This window comes from Arenibacter aquaticus, assembly GCF_003957295.1.
GTDB classification, from domain to species: Bacteria; Bacteroidota; Bacteroidia; order Flavobacteriales; family Flavobacteriaceae; genus Arenibacter; species Arenibacter aquaticus.
On sequence record NZ_RQPJ01000003.1, the window covers coordinates 275,994 to 297,008 of the forward strand.

The following is a 21,015-nucleotide window of genomic DNA, read 5'->3' on the forward strand; positions in this document are numbered from 1 at the left end:
CATTCAAATTACATATTGGGCCAAGGGCAATCAATTACTTAAAAAAATTCAGTAAACTAATAACATTATCAAAAAAAATATCAACGTAATGAACTTAAAATTCAAACTATTCATTCCTGTTCTTTTTGTAGGAATTCAGCTTATTGGACAAACACCCAATAACGTAACAACAAGCGCTACTTTGGGCGATAAAAGTATGGATCCGGCCAATACACTTTGGTTTGATGAGCCTGCTGCCAATTGGGAAGAAGCCCTTCCTGTTGGAAATGGCAGACTTGGAGCCATGGTCTATGGTAAAAGTGGGGAAGAAAAAATTCAGTTCAACGAGGAGACCTATTGGACGGGAGGCCCCTACTCCACGGTGGTAAAAGGTGGCTACAAAGAGCTTCCAAAAATCCAGCAATACATCTTTGAAGGCAAGCCCATTGAGGCCCATAAGCTATTTGGCCGCGCTCTAATGGGATACCCTGTGGAACAACAAAAGTATCAATCGCTGGCCAACCTTCATCTTTTTTTTGACAAGGACAGTATAACCAACTACAAAAGATCCCTAGACCTTAAAACCGGTGTAGCCACCGTTAAATACCAAGCCAATGGGGTAAACTATACTCGGGAAATTTTTGCTTCTGCAATAGATCAGACCATTGCAGTACGCATTACCGCAGACAAACCAGGGAGTATTTCTTTTGATGCCGAACTTAGAGGGGTAAGAAATAATTCACATTCCAATTATGCCACAGATTATTTCCGCATGGATGGTTTGGGAACCAACCAACTAAAATTAACCGGGAAGTCGGCCGATTACCTAGGTGTTGATGGAAAATTAAAATACGAAGCTAGGATAAAAGCCCTGCCACAGGGTGGAAGCATGAGCCTTAAGGGTTCTAGACTAAAAATTAAAAACGCCAATGCCGTGACCCTATATTTTGTAGCGGCTACAAACTTTGTCAATTACAAGGATGTAAGTGCAGACGAACATGCCCGTGTAGAGAAAATGATGGCGCATTTGGAAGGAAACTCCTTTGCCAACATAAAGCAAAGTGCCCTTGAAGACCACAAAAAGTACTATGATAGGGTGTCACTGACCCTTCCTACTACAGACAATTCCTATTTACCTACAGACGATAGGATGTCTAAAATCCAAACTGATCCGGACCCACAGCTTTCTACCCTATGTTATAATTTTGGTAGATACCTTCTAATTGCCTCTTCAAGGCCAGGAACACAGCCTGCCAACCTTCAAGGTATATGGAACAATGATATGAATCCTGCTTGGGATTCCAAGTATACCACCAATATTAATACTGAAATGAATTATTGGCCAGTAGAAACTGCCAACTTATCCGAACTTTCCGAACCTTTGATTACCATGGTAAAAGAACTTACCGATCAGGGAGCAGAGGTGGCCAAGGAGCATTATGGTGCAGGAGGCTGGGTATTTCACCAAAACACGGATTTATGGAGGGTAGCCGCTCCAATGGACGGACCAACCTGGGGCACCTACACCGTAGGGGGTGCATGGCTCACCACTCACCTTTGGGAGCATTACCTTTTTACCCAGGACAAAGAGTACTTAAAGGAAGTATATCCAATCATCAAAGGGTCGGTTCAATTTTTTATGGATTTCCTAGTGGAGTATCCTGGAAAAGATTGGCTGGTTACCAATCCGTCCAATTCCCCTGAAAACCCACCTAAAGGAAAAGGGTACGAATACTTCTATGATGAAGTTACCGGGATGTACTATTTCACCACTATTGTTGCTGGTGCCACTATGGATATGCAAATACTAAAGGACCTTTTTGCCTATTACGGAGAGGCCTCTAAAATATTGGAAAAAGATGCTGATTTTGCCAAAGACGTCCTGGCAGCCAGAAAGCGTTTCCCACCCTCACAAATTGGTAAGGACGGAATGCTTCAGGAGTGGACCGAGGATTACGAACAAATGGAAGACAAGCACCGTCATTTCTCGCACCTATATGGTCTGTACCCTGGCAACGTTTTATCGCCCAACCGCAGTCCTGAATTCATTGAACCTGTTAAAAAGGTTTTGGAACAAAGAGGCGACGGCGGTACAGGTTTCTCTAGAGGCTGGAAAATGGCACTATGGGCACGTTTAAACGATGGCGACAGGGCCAACTCCATATTCAAGGGATATTTAAAAGAGCAGTGCTACGCTTCCCTTTTTGCCAAATGTGGCAAACCCCTGCAAGTAGACGGATCCTTTGGTGTAACCGCCGGAATTACCGAAATGCTTATCCAGTCCCATGAAGGCTATATAGAACTGTTACCCGCACTTCCCTCCGAATGGTCTGATGGCGAATTCAATGGGGTGTGCGCCAGGGGCGGATTTGAACTGGATTTTAGCTGGAAAAACAAGGAACTTACCTCCACAAAGGTACTTTCCAAGGCCGGTGAAAAGTTTAGGCTAAAAACCAATAAGAAGGTAAAGGTGTTCTTGGACGGAAAACCGGTAAACCTTAAAAAACGTCCTAACAAAATTATTGAATTCAATACCGTTGAAGGTAAAACCTATACCATCAAAGAAATATGAAATCATATTTATTATACGGAAAAAAAGATGTAAGGTACTGTGATATACCCTACCCCGATGATACTGCCGATAACGAAGTTATAGTCAAAATAAAATCGGTTGGCATATGTGGTTCGGACATCCACTACTATAAAGACGGTAAAATTGGCGATTTCATACCTAGGGAACCTTTTGCCCTAGGGCATGAACTATCGGGGGTAATTGAAAAAGAATCTTCTTTATACCCTAAGCTTAAGAAAGGCACAAGAGTAGCTATAAATCCCTCTAGACCTTGCAAAACATGTGTTCACTGTAAAGCGGGAAAACAAAACCTTTGTCCTTCCATGAAGTACATAGGTTCTGCAAGTGTTTATCCACATTTAAACGGTGGTTTTTCCGAATACATAAAGATACCTGCTGAAAATTGTGTGCCGTTAAAAGACTTTATAAGTTTTGAAATGGCCTCCTTGTTGGAGCCACTTTCTGTAGTGCTACATGCTTTAAACCTAGCTGGCGATTTAGAAGGTAAATCGGTCCTTATTACCGGGGCAGGTACAATTGGGCAGCTTTGCCATATGGCGGCATCCCTATACACCACAGAACCTATTGTAATAACAGACATTAGAACCCCAGCCCTTATTAAGGCAACAAAAATTGGGGTAACGGCAGCCTTAAATCCACTGGAACCTGATTTTGAGGCCAATTTATCCTCTTTGGCCCCTCAAGGATTTGATATTTTACTGGAAGCCTCCGGAGCCAATAAGATATTGACCAATACGGTGAAATTCATTAAAAAGGGAGGTAAAATAGTTCAGTTGGGCATGCATCACGACGATGCCCAATTTCCCTTTGCCGCCTGTATGAAAAACGAACTGACTTTTCAGTCTTCTTTTCGTTTTAACCAAGAGTACTCCTTGGCCGTGGAACTATTGGAGCAACAGAAAATAGACCTTACTAAAATAATAACAAACCGATTTCCTTTCGATGAAATACCTGAAGCTATGAAAAGTGCCTCCGATTCCATTGAAGATATAAAAATCATTGTAGAAAATTAAGATTGGTATGAGATACAACACTTTAGGTGAAACCAATATAAAAATAAGCGAATTGGGCTTCGGAGCATCGGCAATTGGCGGTATGTTCAATAATGTTGAAATGGATGAAGCCATTAAAACTGTACATACGGCCTTTGATAGGGGAATTAACTATTTTGATACTTCCCCTGCTTATGGCAGAAGTGATTCCACCTACGGACCGGTAACCTCGGAAACTATTTTAGGAAAGGGACTAAAAGACCTGAACCGTTCAGAAATAATACTATCAACCAAAGCGGGTAAAATCACTTCCTTGCCACCTAAGTTAAATTTTGGATATAAGGCCATAATCGACTCGGTCGAAGCTAGCTTGAAACGCCTTCACACAGATTATTTGGACCTGCTATTTTTGCACGATATTGAATACAACAAGGGAACTCATTTGGAAGTAGCATTGAATGAAGGCCTAGAAGCTCTTAGGGAGTTAAAAAAAGCAGGGAAAATTAGGGCTGTGGGCATCTCTTGCTATTCTATTGAGGTGCTCAACAAGGTAATTCCCAATTATGATCTGGATACCGTTTTGGTCCATAATCATTACACCCTTATCAACGATCAATTACTGGAGTTAATGCCAAAAATTAAAGAAAAGGGGATGGCCTTGGTAAGTGCTTCTCCCTTTGCTAGTGGACTACTGACCCATCAAGGTCCGCCCGATTGGTATCCAATTACCGATAAAGATTTGTGTGTAATAAACAAAACCCTTAATTTTTGCCAGGAAAACAATGTCCCAATAGAAAAATTGGCCATTCAATATGCCTTAAGCAACCCTGAGGTCCCAACTACTCTATTTAGTTGTAACCAGACAGATATTTTAAACAAAAACATAGATTGGAGTGAAGAGCCAATTGATACAATTATGATTGAAAAATTAAAACAAATTCTCCAACCTATCAGGAACAAGGATTTTGATTTTGGAGAATATAACGACTAATATGAGTACAGTAGACTTAATTATAATCCTTTTATACCTAGTAGGAATCCTTGTACTTGGTATTTTATCGGCTGGTAAAAGCAAAATGACTTCGGACAATTATTTTTTGGCCGGCCGAAGTTTAAACTGGATTGTAATTGGCGCAGCCCTTTTTGCCAGTAATATCTCTACCATTCATTTGGTAGGTTTGGCGGCTTCCGGGTTTGAAGATGGCCTGGTCTGGGGAAATTTTGAATGGATGGCCTCTGTGGTCCTGATATTTCTTGGCCTTATATTTGCCCCCTTCTACTTTAAGAGTCAGATCTCTACCCTACCCGAATTCCTGGAAAAAAGATATGGTTCCCCATCAAGGTCTTTCCTGGCCTTTATGGCCATTTTAGGCGCCTTATTTGTACACATAGGGATGAGCCTCTACGCAGGGGCCATAGTATTCAAGTCTTTTTTTGGGATCGATGTTTTTGTCTCCATTCTAATCATATCGGTCATTACGGCCACCTATACCATCCTTGGGGGCTTAAAAGCTGTTGTCATCACTGAAACGGTACAAACGGTGGTCTTGATAATAGGAGCTATAATCCTGACAATATTTGCCATTAACGCCCTGCCAGAAATTGGTGTAGATTCCTTGGCCGATTTTAAAGATAGGATAAAACCAGACCAATTAAGTATGATCAGGAGTGGTGAAAATGCCGGCAACTCCGGTTTATCCTGGTATGCCATATTCTTGGGCTATCCAATTTTGGGACTTTGGTACTGGTGCTCGGACCAAACCATTGTACAGCGCGTATTGGCCGCAAAAAGCGAGGATGATGCCCAAAAAGGACCCATTTTTGCCGGTTTTCTTAAGATTCTTCCCGTATTTATAATGGTACTGCCTGGTGTTATTGGCTATGTATTGTTTGAAGATAAGATTAGTAGCAGTAATGAAACTTTGCCTGTGCTCATCAATGAACTGCTTCCTATAGGAATAAAGGGCATTTTTGCCGCAGCACTGCTTTCTGCTTTAATGAGTACTATAGCTGCCGCACTCAATAGTTGTTCTACCTTGGTCGCAATCGACATTGCAAAAAGGGTAAAACCATCCCTTTCGGACAAAAAACAAGTACAAATAGGTAAGTATGTAGCAGTAATTGTAATGATATTGGCCATTGCCTGGTCTACCCAAGGGGGAAGATTCAATAGTATATTTGAGGCAATCAACAAGATTGCCGCCGCATTGGCACCACCCATTGCAACGGTATTCCTTTTTGGGGTATTTAGTAAAAGGGGAACCAAAGAAGCTTCCATCATTACCTTGATATTTGGTTTTATTCTAGGTATTAGTGCCTTTGCTGCCGATTTTATTCCATCCCTTTATGGAAATCCAAGTATTATAACAGATACTTGGGGAACCCCATTCATGATGCAGGCATGGTGGCTATTCTGTATATGTTCGGTAGTTTACTTTATAGTGAGTTACCTTACTCCCAAACCTAGTGCAGAGCAACTAAAGTATACATGGGACAACCCTTGGCAATTTTTAACCGACAAGGAATTTAAGGGTGTTAAGGATGTTCGTCTATATGCAGGTCTATTGTTTGTACTACTAATAATTCTTTACATCATATTTCAATAAACACCCTATAGTATTCTAGCCTTCAAAAGTGCTGAATATTTTTATAACCCAATTATCCGTTCTTTAAATGAGCTTTCACATGAGAAAATCCAAATTAAATATATTTCGTCTTCTTGCAGTGTCAACAGTTGTTCTCCTGTCTAGCTGCAAAGAAAAAGTAACCAAAACGGAAGAAAAAAAACCCAATATCATTATTTACCTTACGGATGATTTGGGCTATGGGGATCTAGGCTGTTATGGAAGCCCAATAATAAAAACACCCGAAATTGATAAATTTGCCTCCGAAGGGGTATTATTGACCGATTGCCATTCTGCAGGAACTGTTTGCTCACCATCCCGAGCCGGTCTATTAACCGGTAGAAATCCGTATAGAAGTGGTTTTTATTATATTCAAGGCGCTTATGGGGCGCATTTAAAGAAGGATGAAGTTACCATTGCCGAGCTACTAAAATCCAGTGGCTACGAAACCGCCTTTATGGGAAAATGGCATTTGTCCAGACTGGAAAAAAGTAAAAAACATGATGAACCCAGTCCTAGCGATCAAGGGTTCGACTATTGGTTCGCCTCTACCCACAATGCTTTTGGAGGCCCCAAAAATTTTGGAAAATTTATTAGGAACGGGGAAGCTGTAGGAGAAGTGGATGGCTGGTATTGTGATGTACTTACCGAGGAAGCTACCAACTGGATTACCAATATACGTGACAAATCCAAACCCTTCCTACTCATTGTTTCCACCCATGAGCCCCATACTCCTATTGCTCCACCAGAAAAGTACAGTAAAATGTACGACAACGCCCAGGTGGACAGCTTGGAAAAATCAATTAAATATGGCGGAGTAGCGCGACCAGAATACGATATTACCCAAAACAAAAAGGAGTACTATGGTACGGTAACACAATTGGATGCCGCCTTTGGTAATCTAATGAAAACGGTAGACAACGAAAACTTGGGCGACAATACTATGGTGATTTTCACAAGTGACAACGGTCCGGAACATCCCGTAAACCTAGAAGAATCCAAAGGCGAATGGGAAGACCCAATTCGCGACATGTCTTTTGGGACTCCAGGAATTTATAAGGGCATGAAACGATACCCTTATGAAGGGGGACACAGGGTTCCGGGTATAGTACGTTATCCTGGTAAAATTCCCGCCGGAACCACTAGCAACGAATTTGTAGTGGGAACAGACTTTATTGCTACCGCCGCTAAGCTAGCCAATGTTAACACCCCAAGCGATATAAAAATGGACGCCGTAAACGCCTTTCCTGCATTTCTGGGTAAAAAAACGGAGCGCGACAAACCTTATTTATTTCTTTTCCCAACACATGAGGACACCTATTTTAGAATGCCTCATATGGCCATGCGCTATAACGATTACAGCCTTCTAGGTTGGTTCCCGGAAAACAAAGACGGTAGCAACCTCATTGATTGGATGAAAACCTCCGTACCGGAGAAATTTGCTCTCTACGATCTATCAACCGACCCAGAGCAAAAACATAACATAGCCGAATCACAACCTGAAGTGGTAAACAAATTAAAGCCTTTGATGTTGGAACAATGGAAAGACATAAGGGATGAAGGACCTGATTGGGGGAGATCCAAGTAATTGGATACTTATAGCCACTTAACCAGAAACCTTCAAAATAAATGATAAAAAAAATTACACCTCTTACCATTCTTTTTGTTTTGGTTTCTTTTGTAATTGGTTGCAATTCAAAAAAGGCAAAACAACAAGTAAAAAAGGAGACTAAACCCAATATCATTATTTATTTGACTGATGATATGGGCTATGGGGATCTGGGATGCTACGGCAACCCCATTATTGAAACACCTGCCATAGACAAGTTAGCCTCCGAAGGGGTATTGCTTACCGATTGTCATTCAGCGGGAACTGTATGCTCTCCTTCAAGAGCAGGTCTGTTAACTGGTAGAAACCCATACAGAAGCGGTATTTATTATCTACAGGGTTATCATGGAGCCCACCTACAGAACAGTGAAATAACGATGGCCGAAATGCTAAAATCTGCTGGTTACGAAACGGCCTTTATGGGAAAATGGCATTTATCAAGACTAAAACAAACCGCCAAAGCCAAAGAACCCAACCCGGGCGACCAGGGGTTCGATTATTGGTTTGCCTCTACCCATAATGCCTATGAAGGCCCCAAAAATTTCACTAAATTTATAAGAAACGGTTCTGCAGTAGGTGAAGTGGATGGTTGGTATTGTGATGTCCTAACCGAAGAGGCCACAGACTGGCTTAGCAACAAAAGGGACAAGGACAAACCCTTCTTACTGATTGTTTCCACCCACGAGCCACATGCTCCTTTATCGCCACCTGAGGAATACAGCAATGTTTACAACAACAGCAGCGTGGATTCATTGGAGCGCACTATTAAATACGGAGGAGTAGATAGACCCGAATACGATATAAGCAAAAACAAAAAAGAGTATTACGGTACCATTTCACAATTGGATAATGCCTTTGCCAACTTGATGAAAACGGTAGATCAGGAAAATCTAAAAGCCAACACTATGGTAATTTTCACCAGTGACAACGGCCCGGAACATCCTGTAAACCTAGAAGAATCCAAAGGAGAATGGGAGGCCCCCACCAGGGATTTTTGTTTTGGAACTCCCGGTAATTTCAGGGGTATGAAACGCTACCCCTATGAGGGTGGCCATAGGGTTCCCGGTATTATCCGCTACCCTGGAAAGATTCCTGCAGGAATCAGTAGTAACGAACTGGTAGTGGCAACAGATTTCCTGACCACAATATCCAAACTTGCTAAAGTAGACCTGCCCAGTGACATTAGCTTGGACGGCACGGATGCCTTTTCGGCATTTTTAGGCCAAAAGACTACACGGGAGAAATCTTATCTATGGGTATTTCCCACTCATGAGGACACCTATTTCAGGATGCCACATATGGCCATGCGCTATGAGGATTATACGCTCTTGGGGTGGTTACCTGAAAAATTGGAACACAATACCCTAATGCAATGGATGAAGTCATCCCTACCTGTAAAATTTTCGCTCTACGACCTATCTAAGGATCCAGAACAAAAAAATGACCTCGCCGCATCCCAGCCGGAAATGGCAGATAAATTAAAGGCTTTGATGTTGGAACACTGGAAGGAAATAAGGGATGAAGGTCCGGATTGGAAAAAACTTAACAAGTAACTTTTCCAACTAATATGGATAGTCCATATCGGCCTTAACGAATAAGTGCCAATTGGCAAACTTTAACAACAACACAAATCACATAAATTATTTTAATTAAATAAAAATGAAAATCACCACCACATGTATAGTCGCTATTTTTATTCTACACTTATATAATTCCACTTATGCACAAAAGAATTCGCAATCCAAAACGCGACCCAATATTGTCATTATCTATGCAGATGATATGGGATATGGGGATTTAAATTGTCAAAATCCAAATTCTAAAATACCAACCCCTAATATAGACCAGTTAGCAACTGAAGGAATGCGGTTTACAGATGCCCATAGCTCTTCTGCCATATGCTCTCCCAGTCGTTTTGCCATGCTTACGGGGCAATACCATTGGCGTAGAACACATGGTATCGTTAAATCTTTTGGAGACCCACTGTTCAAGGATACAGATGTAACACTTCCTCAATTGTTAAAATCTGAAGGCTACGAAACTGCCGCTATTGGAAAATGGCATTTGGGATGGAACTGGAACTTTATTAATAAGGAACCATCTGGAGAACGAACATACTGGGGCCGAACCCACAAAACATACTTAGTGGAAGATATAAATTGGGAAGCACCTCTTAAAGGCGGACCACTAGATCGTGGATTTGATTATTATTTTGGGGATGGCACTATTAACTTCCCTCCGTATGCCTGGGTTGAAAACGATAAATTTGTAAAGGCCCCAAACGATTTTTTCGAGTTTAACCAGTTTGAAAGAGAAGCGAAAGAAATAGATTGGGATTCGCGTCCAGGTCCTAAAGTAGCAGGCTGGAATCCATATACCGTACTACCGACGTTAACAAAAAAAACAGTTGCTTGGATTGATGAACAAAAGAAGGATAAGCCATTCTTTTTATATTTAGCACTGCCTTCTCCCCACGCCCCCATTATACCCAATGATGAGTTCGATGGCACATCACAAGCGGGTGCCTATGGCGATTTTGTGGTACAAACCGATTGGGTAGCGGGTCAAGTTTTAAAAGCCCTTAAAAGGAACGGTTTCGATGAAAACACCTTAGTAATTTTTAGTTCGGATAACGGGCCAGAAAAATTTGCCTATGAAAGAGCCGAAAAATTTGACCATTACAGTATGGGCGATTTTCGAGGTTTAAAACGGGATTTATGGGAAGGTGGACACCATATTCCATTTGTTATCAAATGGCCAAACCACATAAATCCAGGAACTGTTTCAGATGATTTAATTTCTCAGATCGATGTTATGGCTACGCTTTTAGATATTACGGAAACCAAAATTCCAGAAAAAGGGGCCATAGATAGTCAAAGTTTCTTACCAATCATAACAGGTGAATCAAACCACAAGCATAAAAGAACAGCAACCATCCATAACACAAATCCAGGACGGTATGCGGTGCGAATGGGTAAATGGTTATATATTAATTACACTACTGGCTCCGTAGGAAGAATGCCCGAATCTTTTAAAAAATTAAGAGGTTATACTGATTTTACTACAGAAGGATTGCTATTTGATTTAGAAAAAGATCCAGAACAGCGCATTAATTTATTTGAAACATATCCAGAGAAAATCAAAGAAATGGAAGCCTATTTACAACAAGAATTGGACAGAGGATATTTAAATTAAAATAGGAAAACTATTCTCCAAAATAACACAAAAATGGACATTAAATACAAAGGCAATACCAAGGAAGAAAAAAAAATTAATGGTTTTTAAGAGCCATTGTTCCTCCTCAAACATTTTTAGAATACCCATCCATTAAACCACAGATTAAGCAGCGCTGAAACGCTTGTGCATAAAAGATTATTTCCTCATAATATTCTTATGTTAAAAGTATTCATGAACTTGGGATTTACCCCTTCCAAAGCCCATTCTAAATAACGGTATCGGTCATTTTGGGACACCTAGAAGTCGTAAATAAGGGGTTTTAGCTAGCATATACCAACTTCACCGGTACTTTTAGGAAGCTGAACACTATTTTAAGCCCCCAGCGCTCTTCGCACTGTGGTTTCCTATCTTATTTTAAAATAGAAGTTAAAAAAAAGAGCAGAGGTTAACCACTGCTCTTTTTTTATGCAATTTATAGCATTGCTATTACTAAAATATCCCAATACTACATTTCAATTTTACATCACGATAGAACTGGCTACTTAAGGTTCCAATTTTATTTTCTCTGCTGCTTTCAATGTTACTTTCATTATCTTGTCCCCTACCCTTACACTGCAAGAGCCTCCATTCTTTGAAAACAAGGAAGCTGACGTCAATTCCCCATTGCTCCACTCCATATCTACCTCAAAATTACCACGAGCTTTTAAGCCAGAAACCTTTCCCTGCGACCAAGCTGTAGGTATGGCCGGTAATAGGTGAATAATAAAGTTGCCATCAGCATCTTTTTTATGGCTTTGAATCAGCATTTCTGCAATACCTGCCGTAGCCCCTAAATTACCATCAATTTGAAAAGGTCCTATGGTGTTCATTAAACTATTCTTTCTTCCTCTAGACAATAAGGTCACCACACTCTTGTGGGCTTTCTCCCCTTCCAATAATCTGGCATGCATCAGCAAGGCATGTGCATAGGCCCATCCCATTCCCCCTTGTCCGTTTTTCTCTCTCCATTCCAGACTTTTACGGGCGGCTTCGTAAATTTCAGGGGTTTCATCCGTAATCAAATTAAAGGGATGTACCCCTAATAAATGGGAAAGATGTCTATGACCAGGTTCTTTTTCTTGCAAGGGTTCACGCCATTCCATAAGCCTTCCGTTATCGGGATCGATAGGGAAGCTAGGTAGTGCCGCTTGGGCTTTAAGAATACGATCACGCTGCTCCTGTCCTACTTCCAAAATAGAGGCGGCCTCCAATGTTGCATTAAAAACCGCTTGGATTATGGACAAGTGATAGGTTGATGTAGAGGTGATTCGCATCATTTCTCCTGTAGCAAGGTCCTTGTATTGGTTTTCTGGTGATGAAGACGGCATATAGTGCAGTACTCCGTCCGCATCGGCCACCAAAACATCCAAAATAAACTCACTTGCTCCGGATAATAACGGATAAAGTCGGTTTTTAAGAAACTCCTTATCCTGTGAGAATTCATAGTGGTCCCATAAATTCATGGTCATCCAAGCTCCCGGTAGGGCATCCAATACTCCATTGCTAAACTGGGAGGAAAAAGTAGATGCAGAAGGGGTCACCCTCCCGAACGGGTTTGAGGCATGGTGAGAAAACCAACCGTCGGAACCGTACATTTCCTTTGCCAATGGTTTACTGGTCTCCGCAATACCCTCGAACCAATTGACCAATGGGTCCAATGTCTCGGGAATATTGGTGACATCTGCCGGCCAATAATTCATCTGCAGGTTTACATTTAAATGATAATCCGCTTCCCATGGCGCCCACATCCTTTCGCTCCAAATACCCTGTAGGTTAGCTGGCAATATAGCATTGGAACGTGAACTTCCCAACAACAAATACCTGCCAAATTGAAACAATTGGGCTTCCAGTCCTGGGTCATTGGCTTCTTTTTTATAAGCCAATAGTCGCTGGTCCGTGGGAAGCGAATCTTTGGGGGAACTACCTAAGTCCAACGCAACTCGTTCGAACATATTTCTGTGATCTTCCACATGGGCCTGTCTGGACTCCTCCCACGTAGTAGCTATAGAATTTTTCAATATCCCATCGGCCAAGGCAGCAGGGTCTATATTAGCGTCAAAATTTAACTTGGATAAGTTATAATCGGTCGCCGCTGTTAGTTTTATAATAATTTCATCTGCATCCTTCACCACCAATTTATCTCCCATGGGTTCTATACTACCACCGGTGACTTCACTTTTCACCCTCGCAGCAAAACGCATGTGTTCTCCACCTGCTCCCGATCCGCCAGCATTTTCATCCCTGGCCATGGGCGCTTCTATATCTACAATTTGCCCATCCATATGAAGTATCCCATTGGGAAGTGCCTTGATAACGGCATCTTTTGCACGCTCCAATCCAATGCTGCAGTTAATCTTCTCCTTGCCTTTGGCTGCAATGCGTATATACAAGGTATTATCAATAGCAGAGATAAAGGATTCGCTAATAATATCCGTTCCTGAACTACTGTAACTTACCTTATGAACAGCCTTTGACAAATCTAGTTCCCTTTTGTAATTTTGAACCGAATCCCTTTTATCAAAAGCAATCAATAAATCGGCCAATGGCTCGTAAGACCTAAAAGAAGTAGGTGCGGCAGTCATATTTTGAAGCCCGTATTCATTGGCCTCCACAATCTTTCCATCCAAGATAAGTTGTTGGATCTTTTTCAGTTTGGCATTATAATCCTTTGCATAGGGATTGCTAGGGCTTCCGGCCCATAATGTTTTTTCATTTAGCTGATAGCGTTCCACATCCGATCCTCCGTAGCACATAGCTCCCAATTGGCCGTTACCCAAAGGAAATGCATCTGTCCACTTCTTTGCGGGAGTCCCATACCACAACACCATTTTATTGTTGTCTACTTCCTTTACCCCGTCCACACAACCTGTTAAGGAAATAAGAAGAAATAGCGCCAAGAACACACGTATTTGATAGCTGTTCATCCTCTTTATATTTATTTAAATTCTTTTATTGTTTGTTTCTCCCCTGCAGCCAATTCAACTTCCATGATTTTACTTCCTATGCGCAACTTAAGCGTTTTGGTTTCTTGTGACAGTAAGGCAACGGACTGTAAAGCTCCATTGCTCCAAACTATATCCACTTCAAAACCTCCCCTGGCTTTTAAACCTGTTACACTACCCTTAGGCCATTCCGAAGGCAATGCCGGTAGCAAGTTCATGATGTTGGTACCGTTCTCATCTGTTTCATGGCTCTGCATTAGCATCTCGGCAATACCGGCAGTTCCTCCAAAATTACCGTCTATTTGAAATGGAGGGTGGTAATCGAACAAATTCTCTGCCGTAGATTTGGCCAAAAGGGCCTTGATATTTTCATATGCCTTTTCTGAATTTTTTAAACGCGCATAAAAATTTATGATCCATGCCCTACTCCAACCGGTATGTCCCCCCCCGTTTGAAAGGCGATATTCTATACTTCTATTTATGGCATCTATATAATACGGGGTTTTGCTCTCGCTAAATTGATCACCTGGGTACAGACCGTACAAATGACTCAAATGACGGTGTCCTTTATCCACCTCATCAAATTCTTGGGACCATTCCATTAAACGGCCATCAGAACCAATTTTTGGCAGGGATAGCTTGGCAAGTGCTGCCTCTACCCGATGTGTAAATTCATCCTCAATCTTAAGTATTTCCGCAGCTTCCAGAACATTGGTAAAATTGTCCCAAATTATTTCCTGGTCCATAGCATTTCCCATATCCAAATTTGCAAACACTTCCGGATTCTTTGGGGTATAAAATTTATTCTCTGGTGAGGTAGAAGGGCCGGAAACCAATTTACCGGACCTGGGATCCGTTGTTAACCAATCCAAAAGAAACTTGGCAGACTCCTTCATAATAGGGTAAGCTTGTTCTTTTAGGAATACGGTATCTCCATTAAACTTATAATGCTCCATAAAATGACGGGTACACCATGCTCCCCCCATTGGCCACATGCCGTATTGCACCTTTCCAATGGGTGAGGTCCAATGCCATACATCGGTAGTATGATGAACCACAAAACCATCACTGTTATACACCTCCTTGGCCGTCTTCTTACCTGAAGGAACCAGGCTTTCTATAAAATCGAAAAATGGCTCATGGCACTCTGAAAGGTTAGCCACCTCTGCTGGCCAATAATTCATCTGCATATTTATATTGGTGTGGTAATCACTGTTCCAAGGTGCCACTAAATGATCGTTCCAAATCCCTTGTAAATTAGCTGGAAGGCTACCTGGTCTTGAGGAAGAAATAAGCAAATAACGCCCATATTGAAAATATAAGGCCATAAGGCTAGGGTCATCGGCGCCATTGGCAACTGCTTCCAACCTTTCGTTTGTAGGTTTCACTTCGCCTTTAATTCCGCCCAGATCCAAGCTTACCCTATTAAAAAACTGTTGATAATCGGTAATATGGGCCTGCTTCACTTTTTTAAGGGACCTTTTTGCCGCCTTTTTCAAGATGGAATTGCAAACCGCACCTAAATTTTGGGTCAAGGGAGAAAAAGGATCCTCGGCATTATAATCCGTAGCTGCTGAGATAAGAAGCACAACAGAGTTGGCCTTACTAATAGTGATGCTGCCATCACCTGATGTCATTTTTCCTCCTTTGGGCAGGGCCATTAATTGGGTTTCATATTTTACTCCCAGATGCTTGCCCTTCTGACTTACCTGTCCCCACATTTTTAATCTATTCCTGCCTATGGAAGCCACTTCAAAATCCGCTTTGCGAAGCAGTTCCAATTCCAAAGAAATGGATTTAGGTTGGTCTGCCGTCAACACAACAACTATTGCATCATCTATTGCACTACTAAAGTACTCCCTAGTATAGTTGACGCCATTTACTGTAAAGCTTGTTTTTGCAATGGCATTGTTTAGGTTTAGCTCCCTCTTATAGTTTTGTGGTTCGCCTTGTAGGTTGAAATTCATGACCAAATCTCCCAATGTCTGATAACTTCTAGGGGCTATTCTGGGCCCCATCACATCATCCTGAACCAGTTTATTGGCTTCCTGATAATCGCCTTGAAAAATTAATTCCCTGGCCTTTTCTACAGACTTATGGGCACCTACCCTATTTTCAGGTATTGGCGGTCCTGCCCAAACTGACTCTTCATTCAATTGAAGTTTCTCTTCTTTCACACCTCCAAAGACCATGGCGCCCAACCTACCATTACCAATGGGAAGAGCTTCCATCCACTTGCTGGCAGGGCTGGTATACCACAGGGAATTTTTGTTCTCCTGAATACTCCCTTCCGATCCAGAATTTGGGTTTTGGCCAGTTACGGCATATAAGTTTAAGAAAAGAAAACAACCAAACATAAATGATGCCGCACTAGGTAGCTTCTTTAAAATGCCATTGTTCTTTTTAGTTTTGATTTGTAAATCCTTTTTCATTTGTAAATTTTAATGTGCTATATAAAAACATTCTTGGACTGAAGGTTAATAAACTATCAATTACCCCTAGGTAACCCAGGGGGTTGCAAAGGGGTAATGATTTGTTTTTATGCTATCATCGTCAAATTGATTTCCCTACAACTTTGGCGCCTTCCAGTCCGTCACTTTCTGCCGCTATACTAAATTGTCCGTTCTTTTTAGTGGCCTTAACAATTATTATACATTTCCCGTTAAAAGCCTTTCTAGTATCGCCAACAAAGCTCTCCTCACTTTTTGGATCACCGTTATCTACGGCCAATATGGTTGCCTCTCCTTCCACTGTGAATTTAATTTGATTGGCTGCATCAGGAACAAAATTATTGTTGGCATCCAAGATATTTACCTCTACGTGTACCACGTCCTGTCCATTGGCATTTATAACCTCATTATCAGCCAACAACTCAATTTTAGCAGGTGCTTCAGCTGTAGTTATGACTTTTTCACAGACTACCTTACCTTCTTTAATACCCTTTGCGATCAAGGTTCCCGCCTTATAAGGAACTTTCCACATTAGATCCATCTGGTCTCCCATTTCCTTTTTACCAAGCGACTGCCCATTTAGGAACAGTTCTACACTATCACAGTTGGAGTAAGCTACTACAGGAATTTCAACACCTTCCTTACCTTCCCAATTCCAATGGGGAAGAATATGGACCATTGGCTCCTCTGTCCATTGGCTTTGATAAAAATAATAGGTGTCTTTTGGAAAGCCGCACATATCTATTATTCCAAAATTCCAAAGTTTTGCCGGCCATCCAAACATAGATTCCCCTAAGTAATCAAAGCCTGTCCATCTAAACTCCCCTGCCATAAAGGAAAAATCCCTTGTACGTCTCCAAGAATCCCTGGCAGAAATACGTACCATGGAATTATCATAGGAAGAACTGTAATATTTACTGATATCACCAAAAACTTCCTCTTCGGTCAAATCTGGAACTTCCATAATACCTCCCAATGGATTCTTTCCACGGACCCATGATTTACTTTGATACACACCACGCGTCTGAAAGGTATGTGGTACTTCGGTAGCAACAAATTTTCTATCAGGGTAGGTTTCCTTATCTTTTTCATACATAAAAGCAGAACCTCCGCCTCCATTGTAACCGGTTACATCCAAAAGGCTTGCAAATCCACTTTCGTTGGCCAAATGCATATGGGTGATTCCGCAGGTTATAGGCCGTGTGGCATCATGCTCACGAACTACGGCCATAAGATTTTTTAAACGCTCGGTACCAACTTCGAAACAGGCGTCGGGAATTTCGTTTCCTACACTCCACAGAACTATGGATGGGTGGTTACGGTCTCTTTTAATAAGTTCCGTTAGGTCTTTTTCTGCCCATTCCTCAAAATACAGGTGATAACCGTATTTAGCTTTACCTTCTTTCTTTTTTCTTCCAAATGGCCAAGATTCAATCCACTCGTCAAAGGCTTCATCCATTACCATAAAGCCCATTTTGTCACATAAGTCCAATAGCACTTCACTAGGAGGGTTATGCGCAGTACGTATGGCATTACAGCCCATCTCCTTTAATATCTTTAGTCTTCTTTCCAAGACTTTATCGTTCATAGCTGCACCTAGGGCACCCAAATCACTGTGATTATTAACACCTTTTAATTTGATATTGACACCGTTCAAGGTAAAACCGGTTTCCGAAGAAAAACTAAAACTGCGAATCCCTAAGTTGGTAGTAACCACATCTACCACTTCGTCCTGTAATAAAACTTCCGTTTTAATGGTATACAAATAAGGGTTTTCCGGGGACCATAAATTAGGATTATTTACGGTTAAATTCTGAAGTATTTCCTGTTCTTTATTGCTAGCAACTGTAGCTTCTGACTGATGCTCAGCTACCAATCCCCCATTGGCATCGTATACTGTATTGACCAAGGTAAATTCCTTGGAATCTTTCATTTCGTTTAGAACCTGTGTTTTTATTTCCAATGCAGCCTTATCCTTGGACACAGAGGGAGTTGTTGCATATACCCCATATCTATCAATATGTAATTGATTGGTTTTTACCAACCAAACATGCCTGTAGATACCAGATCCTGTAAACCATCTGGCACTGGGTTCCTTGGAATTATCAACCCTTACCGATAGTACATTGTCCCCTTCAAAATTAAGATAGGGGGTTAAATCATAATTAAAACTAATATAGCCATATGGCCGTTTTCCCAAATAATTGCCATTGATCCATACCTCACTGTTCATATATACACCTCCGAACTCGATGGTAACCTTGGATTCCTTATCCGATTTATCCAAGGTGAAATTTTTTCTATACCAACCTATACCTCCAGGAGCATATGCCCCCACATTACCAGCTGGGTTTTCTTTTAAAAATGGTCCTGCAATACTCCAATCGTGCGGCACGTCAACGGTTTGCCATTCACTGTCATTATATACCTTTTTTGATGCTTCTGGGAAATCACCTTTTGTAAATTTCCAATCAAAATCAAATTTGATTTTTTGTCTAGGTACTTTCGTTGGTGAAACCGAACTATTGCATCCGTAAATATTAAATGCAATTATTGATAGACCTACTGTAATTAAAAAATTTCTAAAAAAATTCATCTAGCTATATTTAAAAAGGAAAAATTTGAAATGATTATATATTATATCTTCTATTAATCAGAAACAGATAAAAATAAAGGCCTAAATTATTCCGTATTGGGTTATTATACAAACACTGAACTACTTTTATTAAATATTTAAAAAAGTACTAACACTGCCATATATTCCGTTCATTTTTTTAAATAAAAATATATTATCATCAGCTTTAAAATGGCATTTTTACATAAGCACCGAAGTGCTTTTGTTAATTATTAAAAAAAGGGGGTGTAAACAATTAGAATCCCACCCCCTTTTCACAAAGAAACTCGTATTATTTTAAGCTGTATAATAACAATTAATACCCTGGATTCTGCTCCAATATTGCTCCCGTATTTCTTTCTATCTCACGGTTAGGTATTGGCCATAGGTTATGGTAATCCTCAATAGGATAACTTTCATATTTACCATTATTAAAAGGATGATGTAAAGTTCTTCTTTCATCTATTAATCCCAATCTATTCAAGGTCATTACCCTAGATTCTTCCCAAGTTAATTCCCTAGCCCTTTCGTCGAGAATATAGTCAATATCAACATCACCTTCTTCAACTGGCGTGGCATTAGCTCTTGCTCTAATAACATTAATATCCGCGGTAGCATTGGCCAAATCACCATTGTTTAGGTAGGCTTCCGCCCTTAAAAGATAAGTTTCTGCCAAACGAATGTTATAATGATCCCTAAAGGTTTGAGACGCATTTCTTGTCACCTCACCTGTTTCAAAATCAACGAATACCTCATCTGGAAAATCGTTGATAGGCGTTGCTTTGGCGAAAATGGCATTCCAATACCTCTTGTATATTGTATTTCCACTCTCATCAAATGCATTGTCAGCAACGATATTCTTCCCAAAATATTCAGACTCAGGATTATCGGCCACTAGATCCCTAATAATGTTATATTCAGAATTACGCATATCATTGGGATCACTCTCCCAAATGTCCTCCAAAACATAATCTGAAGGGGCAAACCATCCTATACCTCTACCCCCATTCTGGGTTGTAGGAGCAAAAAATAGTGGTTTTCCATCCAATCCAGTTAAGTTATAATATCCAGGACAAAGAAATTGAGTCAAAATACTACCCCGGCCACCACCGGTAACATTGTATTCATACTGCGCCACCCAAATAGCTTCGGTGTTTCCCGAATTGCGGTTTTGATTACCTCTTCTAAAAAGGTCACCATATACGTCACCTTCCAAATTCATTTTGTTTCCGAATCGTGAAGTCATCAAGGCATAGTCCGGGTTGTCTATAACCGCAGTAGCACTGGCAATTGCCTTATCATATTCACCCGTATTGATATATAATTCCGCTAAAAGATGATATGCAGCAGCATTAGTCAATCTACCCTCCTCCCACAAATCACCAACATCAGGTAAATTTGCAGCGGCAAATTCCAAATCACTTATAATTTGAGCATACACCTCATCAAGGCTAGCCCTAACATAATCTCTTTTAGCCTCAGTAGTTTCTTCCAATACAAGGGGCACACCTCCGTATAAATTAGCCAAATTCCTATAAGAAAAGGCTCTAAGAAAACTTGCTTCTGCCTTTAGAATAGTACGTTGCTCTTCTGTATCGAACTCGGTGTTCTCACCATCAATTCTTCCCAAAACAACATTGGCATCAAAAATGATGGAATAATAACGCGTCCAAATGTTCGTTACATACGTATTTTCCGGGGTAAGGGAAGCTGAGTACGAGTTAAGGCCTGCTGTAGCCGCTGTGGCCGCATAAGCCATATCCGTTGAAAAATTCCAAACAAATGGTCCGTACAACGCTGCCCAGACATTATACAAATCGGTCAGATTATACAAACTTGCCACCGCTTGATTGAATTGATCAAAAGTCTGATAAGAATTTTCCGCACTGTAGAAGTCCAAAACATCTTCTTCCAACCATTCTTCTTCCTTACAAGAAAAGAAACTAAGGAATAGGAATATAAAAACTATTGTATATCTATTTTTTTTCATGATTAT

The 21,015-nt window shown here is 40.9% G+C and carries 11 protein-coding genes; 7 read left to right on the forward strand and 4 right to left on the reverse strand.

Annotation, left to right across the window (positions count from 1 at the left end; genetic code table 11):
* Positions 1 to 88 precede the first annotated feature (88 nt).
* From EHW67_RS08220 to EHW67_RS08250, 7 genes are all read left to right on the forward strand, one after another.
* A complete protein-coding gene (locus EHW67_RS08220) occupies positions 89 to 2,551 on the forward strand; it encodes a glycoside hydrolase family 95 protein (RefSeq protein WP_126161900.1) in 2,463 nt (820 codons plus the stop codon).
* Positions 2,548 to 3,585, forward strand: a complete 1,038-nt coding sequence (locus EHW67_RS08225) for an L-idonate 5-dehydrogenase (protein WP_126161901.1) — start codon at positions 2,548 to 2,550, stop codon at positions 3,583 to 3,585. Before EHW67_RS08220 ends, EHW67_RS08225 begins: the two co-directional genes overlap by 4 nt.
* Positions 3,586 to 3,592: 7 nt before the next feature.
* Positions 3,593 to 4,555 (forward strand): aldo/keto reductase, encoded by a 963-nt coding sequence (locus EHW67_RS08230; protein ID WP_126161902.1) that lies wholly within the window; start codon positions 3,593 to 3,595, stop codon positions 4,553 to 4,555.
* Between the two features lies 1 nt (position 4,556).
* Positions 4,557 to 6,170: a sodium:solute symporter gene (locus EHW67_RS08235; protein ID WP_126161903.1), complete on the forward strand. Its 1,614-nt coding sequence runs from the start codon at positions 4,557 to 4,559 to the stop codon at positions 6,168 to 6,170.
* Between the two features lie 79 nt (positions 6,171 to 6,249).
* Positions 6,250 to 7,776 carry a sulfatase family protein gene (locus EHW67_RS08240; protein WP_202911931.1) on the forward strand — a complete coding sequence of 509 codons (1,527 nt, stop codon included), beginning with the start codon at positions 6,250 to 6,252 and terminating at the stop codon, positions 7,774 to 7,776.
* A 41-nt stretch (positions 7,777 to 7,817) separates the two neighbouring features.
* The gene (locus tag EHW67_RS08245; protein ID WP_202911932.1) at positions 7,818 to 9,350 is read left to right on the forward strand and encodes a sulfatase family protein; all 1,533 of its coding nucleotides are present in this window, start codon (positions 7,818 to 7,820) and stop codon (positions 9,348 to 9,350) included.
* A 106-nt stretch (positions 9,351 to 9,456) separates the two neighbouring features.
* Positions 9,457 to 10,992 carry a sulfatase family protein gene (locus EHW67_RS08250; protein WP_126161905.1) on the forward strand — a complete coding sequence of 512 codons (1,536 nt, stop codon included), beginning with the start codon at positions 9,457 to 9,459 and terminating at the stop codon, positions 10,990 to 10,992.
* A 524-nt stretch (positions 10,993 to 11,516) separates the two neighbouring features.
* Here the strand turns inward: EHW67_RS08250 and EHW67_RS08255 are convergent.
* From EHW67_RS08255 to EHW67_RS08270, 4 genes are all read right to left on the reverse strand, one after another.
* Complete coding sequence (locus tag EHW67_RS08255; RefSeq protein ID WP_126161906.1) at positions 11,517 to 13,937, reverse strand: glycoside hydrolase family 95 protein; 2,421 nt, start codon at positions 13,935 to 13,937, stop codon at positions 11,517 to 11,519.
* An 11-nt stretch (positions 13,938 to 13,948) separates the two neighbouring features.
* Positions 13,949 to 16,387, reverse strand: a complete 2,439-nt coding sequence (locus tag EHW67_RS08260; protein ID WP_126161907.1) for a glycoside hydrolase family 95 protein — start codon at positions 16,385 to 16,387, stop codon at positions 13,949 to 13,951.
* Positions 16,388 to 16,508: 121 nt separating this feature from the next.
* Positions 16,509 to 19,001, reverse strand: coding sequence for a glycoside hydrolase family 2 TIM barrel-domain containing protein (locus EHW67_RS08265; protein ID WP_126161908.1), 2,493 nt, complete (start codon positions 18,999 to 19,001; stop codon positions 16,509 to 16,511).
* A gap of 334 nt (positions 19,002 to 19,335) precedes the next feature.
* On the reverse strand, positions 19,336 to 21,009 hold the full coding sequence (locus tag EHW67_RS08270) for a RagB/SusD family nutrient uptake outer membrane protein (RefSeq protein WP_158285098.1): 1,674 nt from the start codon (positions 21,007 to 21,009) through the stop codon (positions 19,336 to 19,338).
* Positions 21,010 to 21,015 lie beyond the last annotated feature (6 nt).

Coding starts and splice junctions, on each gene's coding strand:
- EHW67_RS08265 (WP_126161908.1), bottom strand. CDS start 19,001: ATGAATTTTTTTAGAAATTTTTTAATTACAGTAGGTCTATCAATAATT.
- EHW67_RS08235 (WP_126161903.1), top strand. CDS start 4,557: ATGAGTACAGTAGACTTAATTATAATCCTTTTATACCTAGTAGGAATC.
- EHW67_RS08260 (WP_126161907.1), bottom strand. CDS start 16,387: ATGAAAAAGGATTTACAAATCAAAACTAAAAAGAACAATGGCATTTTA.
- EHW67_RS08255 (WP_126161906.1), bottom strand. CDS start 13,937: ATGAACAGCTATCAAATACGTGTGTTCTTGGCGCTATTTCTTCTTATT.
- EHW67_RS08225 (WP_126161901.1), top strand. CDS start 2,548: ATGAAATCATATTTATTATACGGAAAAAAAGATGTAAGGTACTGTGAT.
- EHW67_RS08230 (WP_126161902.1), top strand. CDS start 3,593: ATGAGATACAACACTTTAGGTGAAACCAATATAAAAATAAGCGAATTG.
- EHW67_RS08245 (WP_202911932.1), top strand. CDS start 7,818: ATGATAAAAAAAATTACACCTCTTACCATTCTTTTTGTTTTGGTTTCT.
- EHW67_RS08270 (WP_158285098.1), bottom strand. CDS start 21,009: ATGAAAAAAAATAGATATACAATAGTTTTTATATTCCTATTCCTTAGT.
- EHW67_RS08220 (WP_126161900.1), top strand. CDS start 89: ATGAACTTAAAATTCAAACTATTCATTCCTGTTCTTTTTGTAGGAATT.
- EHW67_RS08240 (WP_202911931.1), top strand. CDS start 6,250: ATGAGAAAATCCAAATTAAATATATTTCGTCTTCTTGCAGTGTCAACA.
- EHW67_RS08250 (WP_126161905.1), top strand. CDS start 9,457: ATGAAAATCACCACCACATGTATAGTCGCTATTTTTATTCTACACTTA.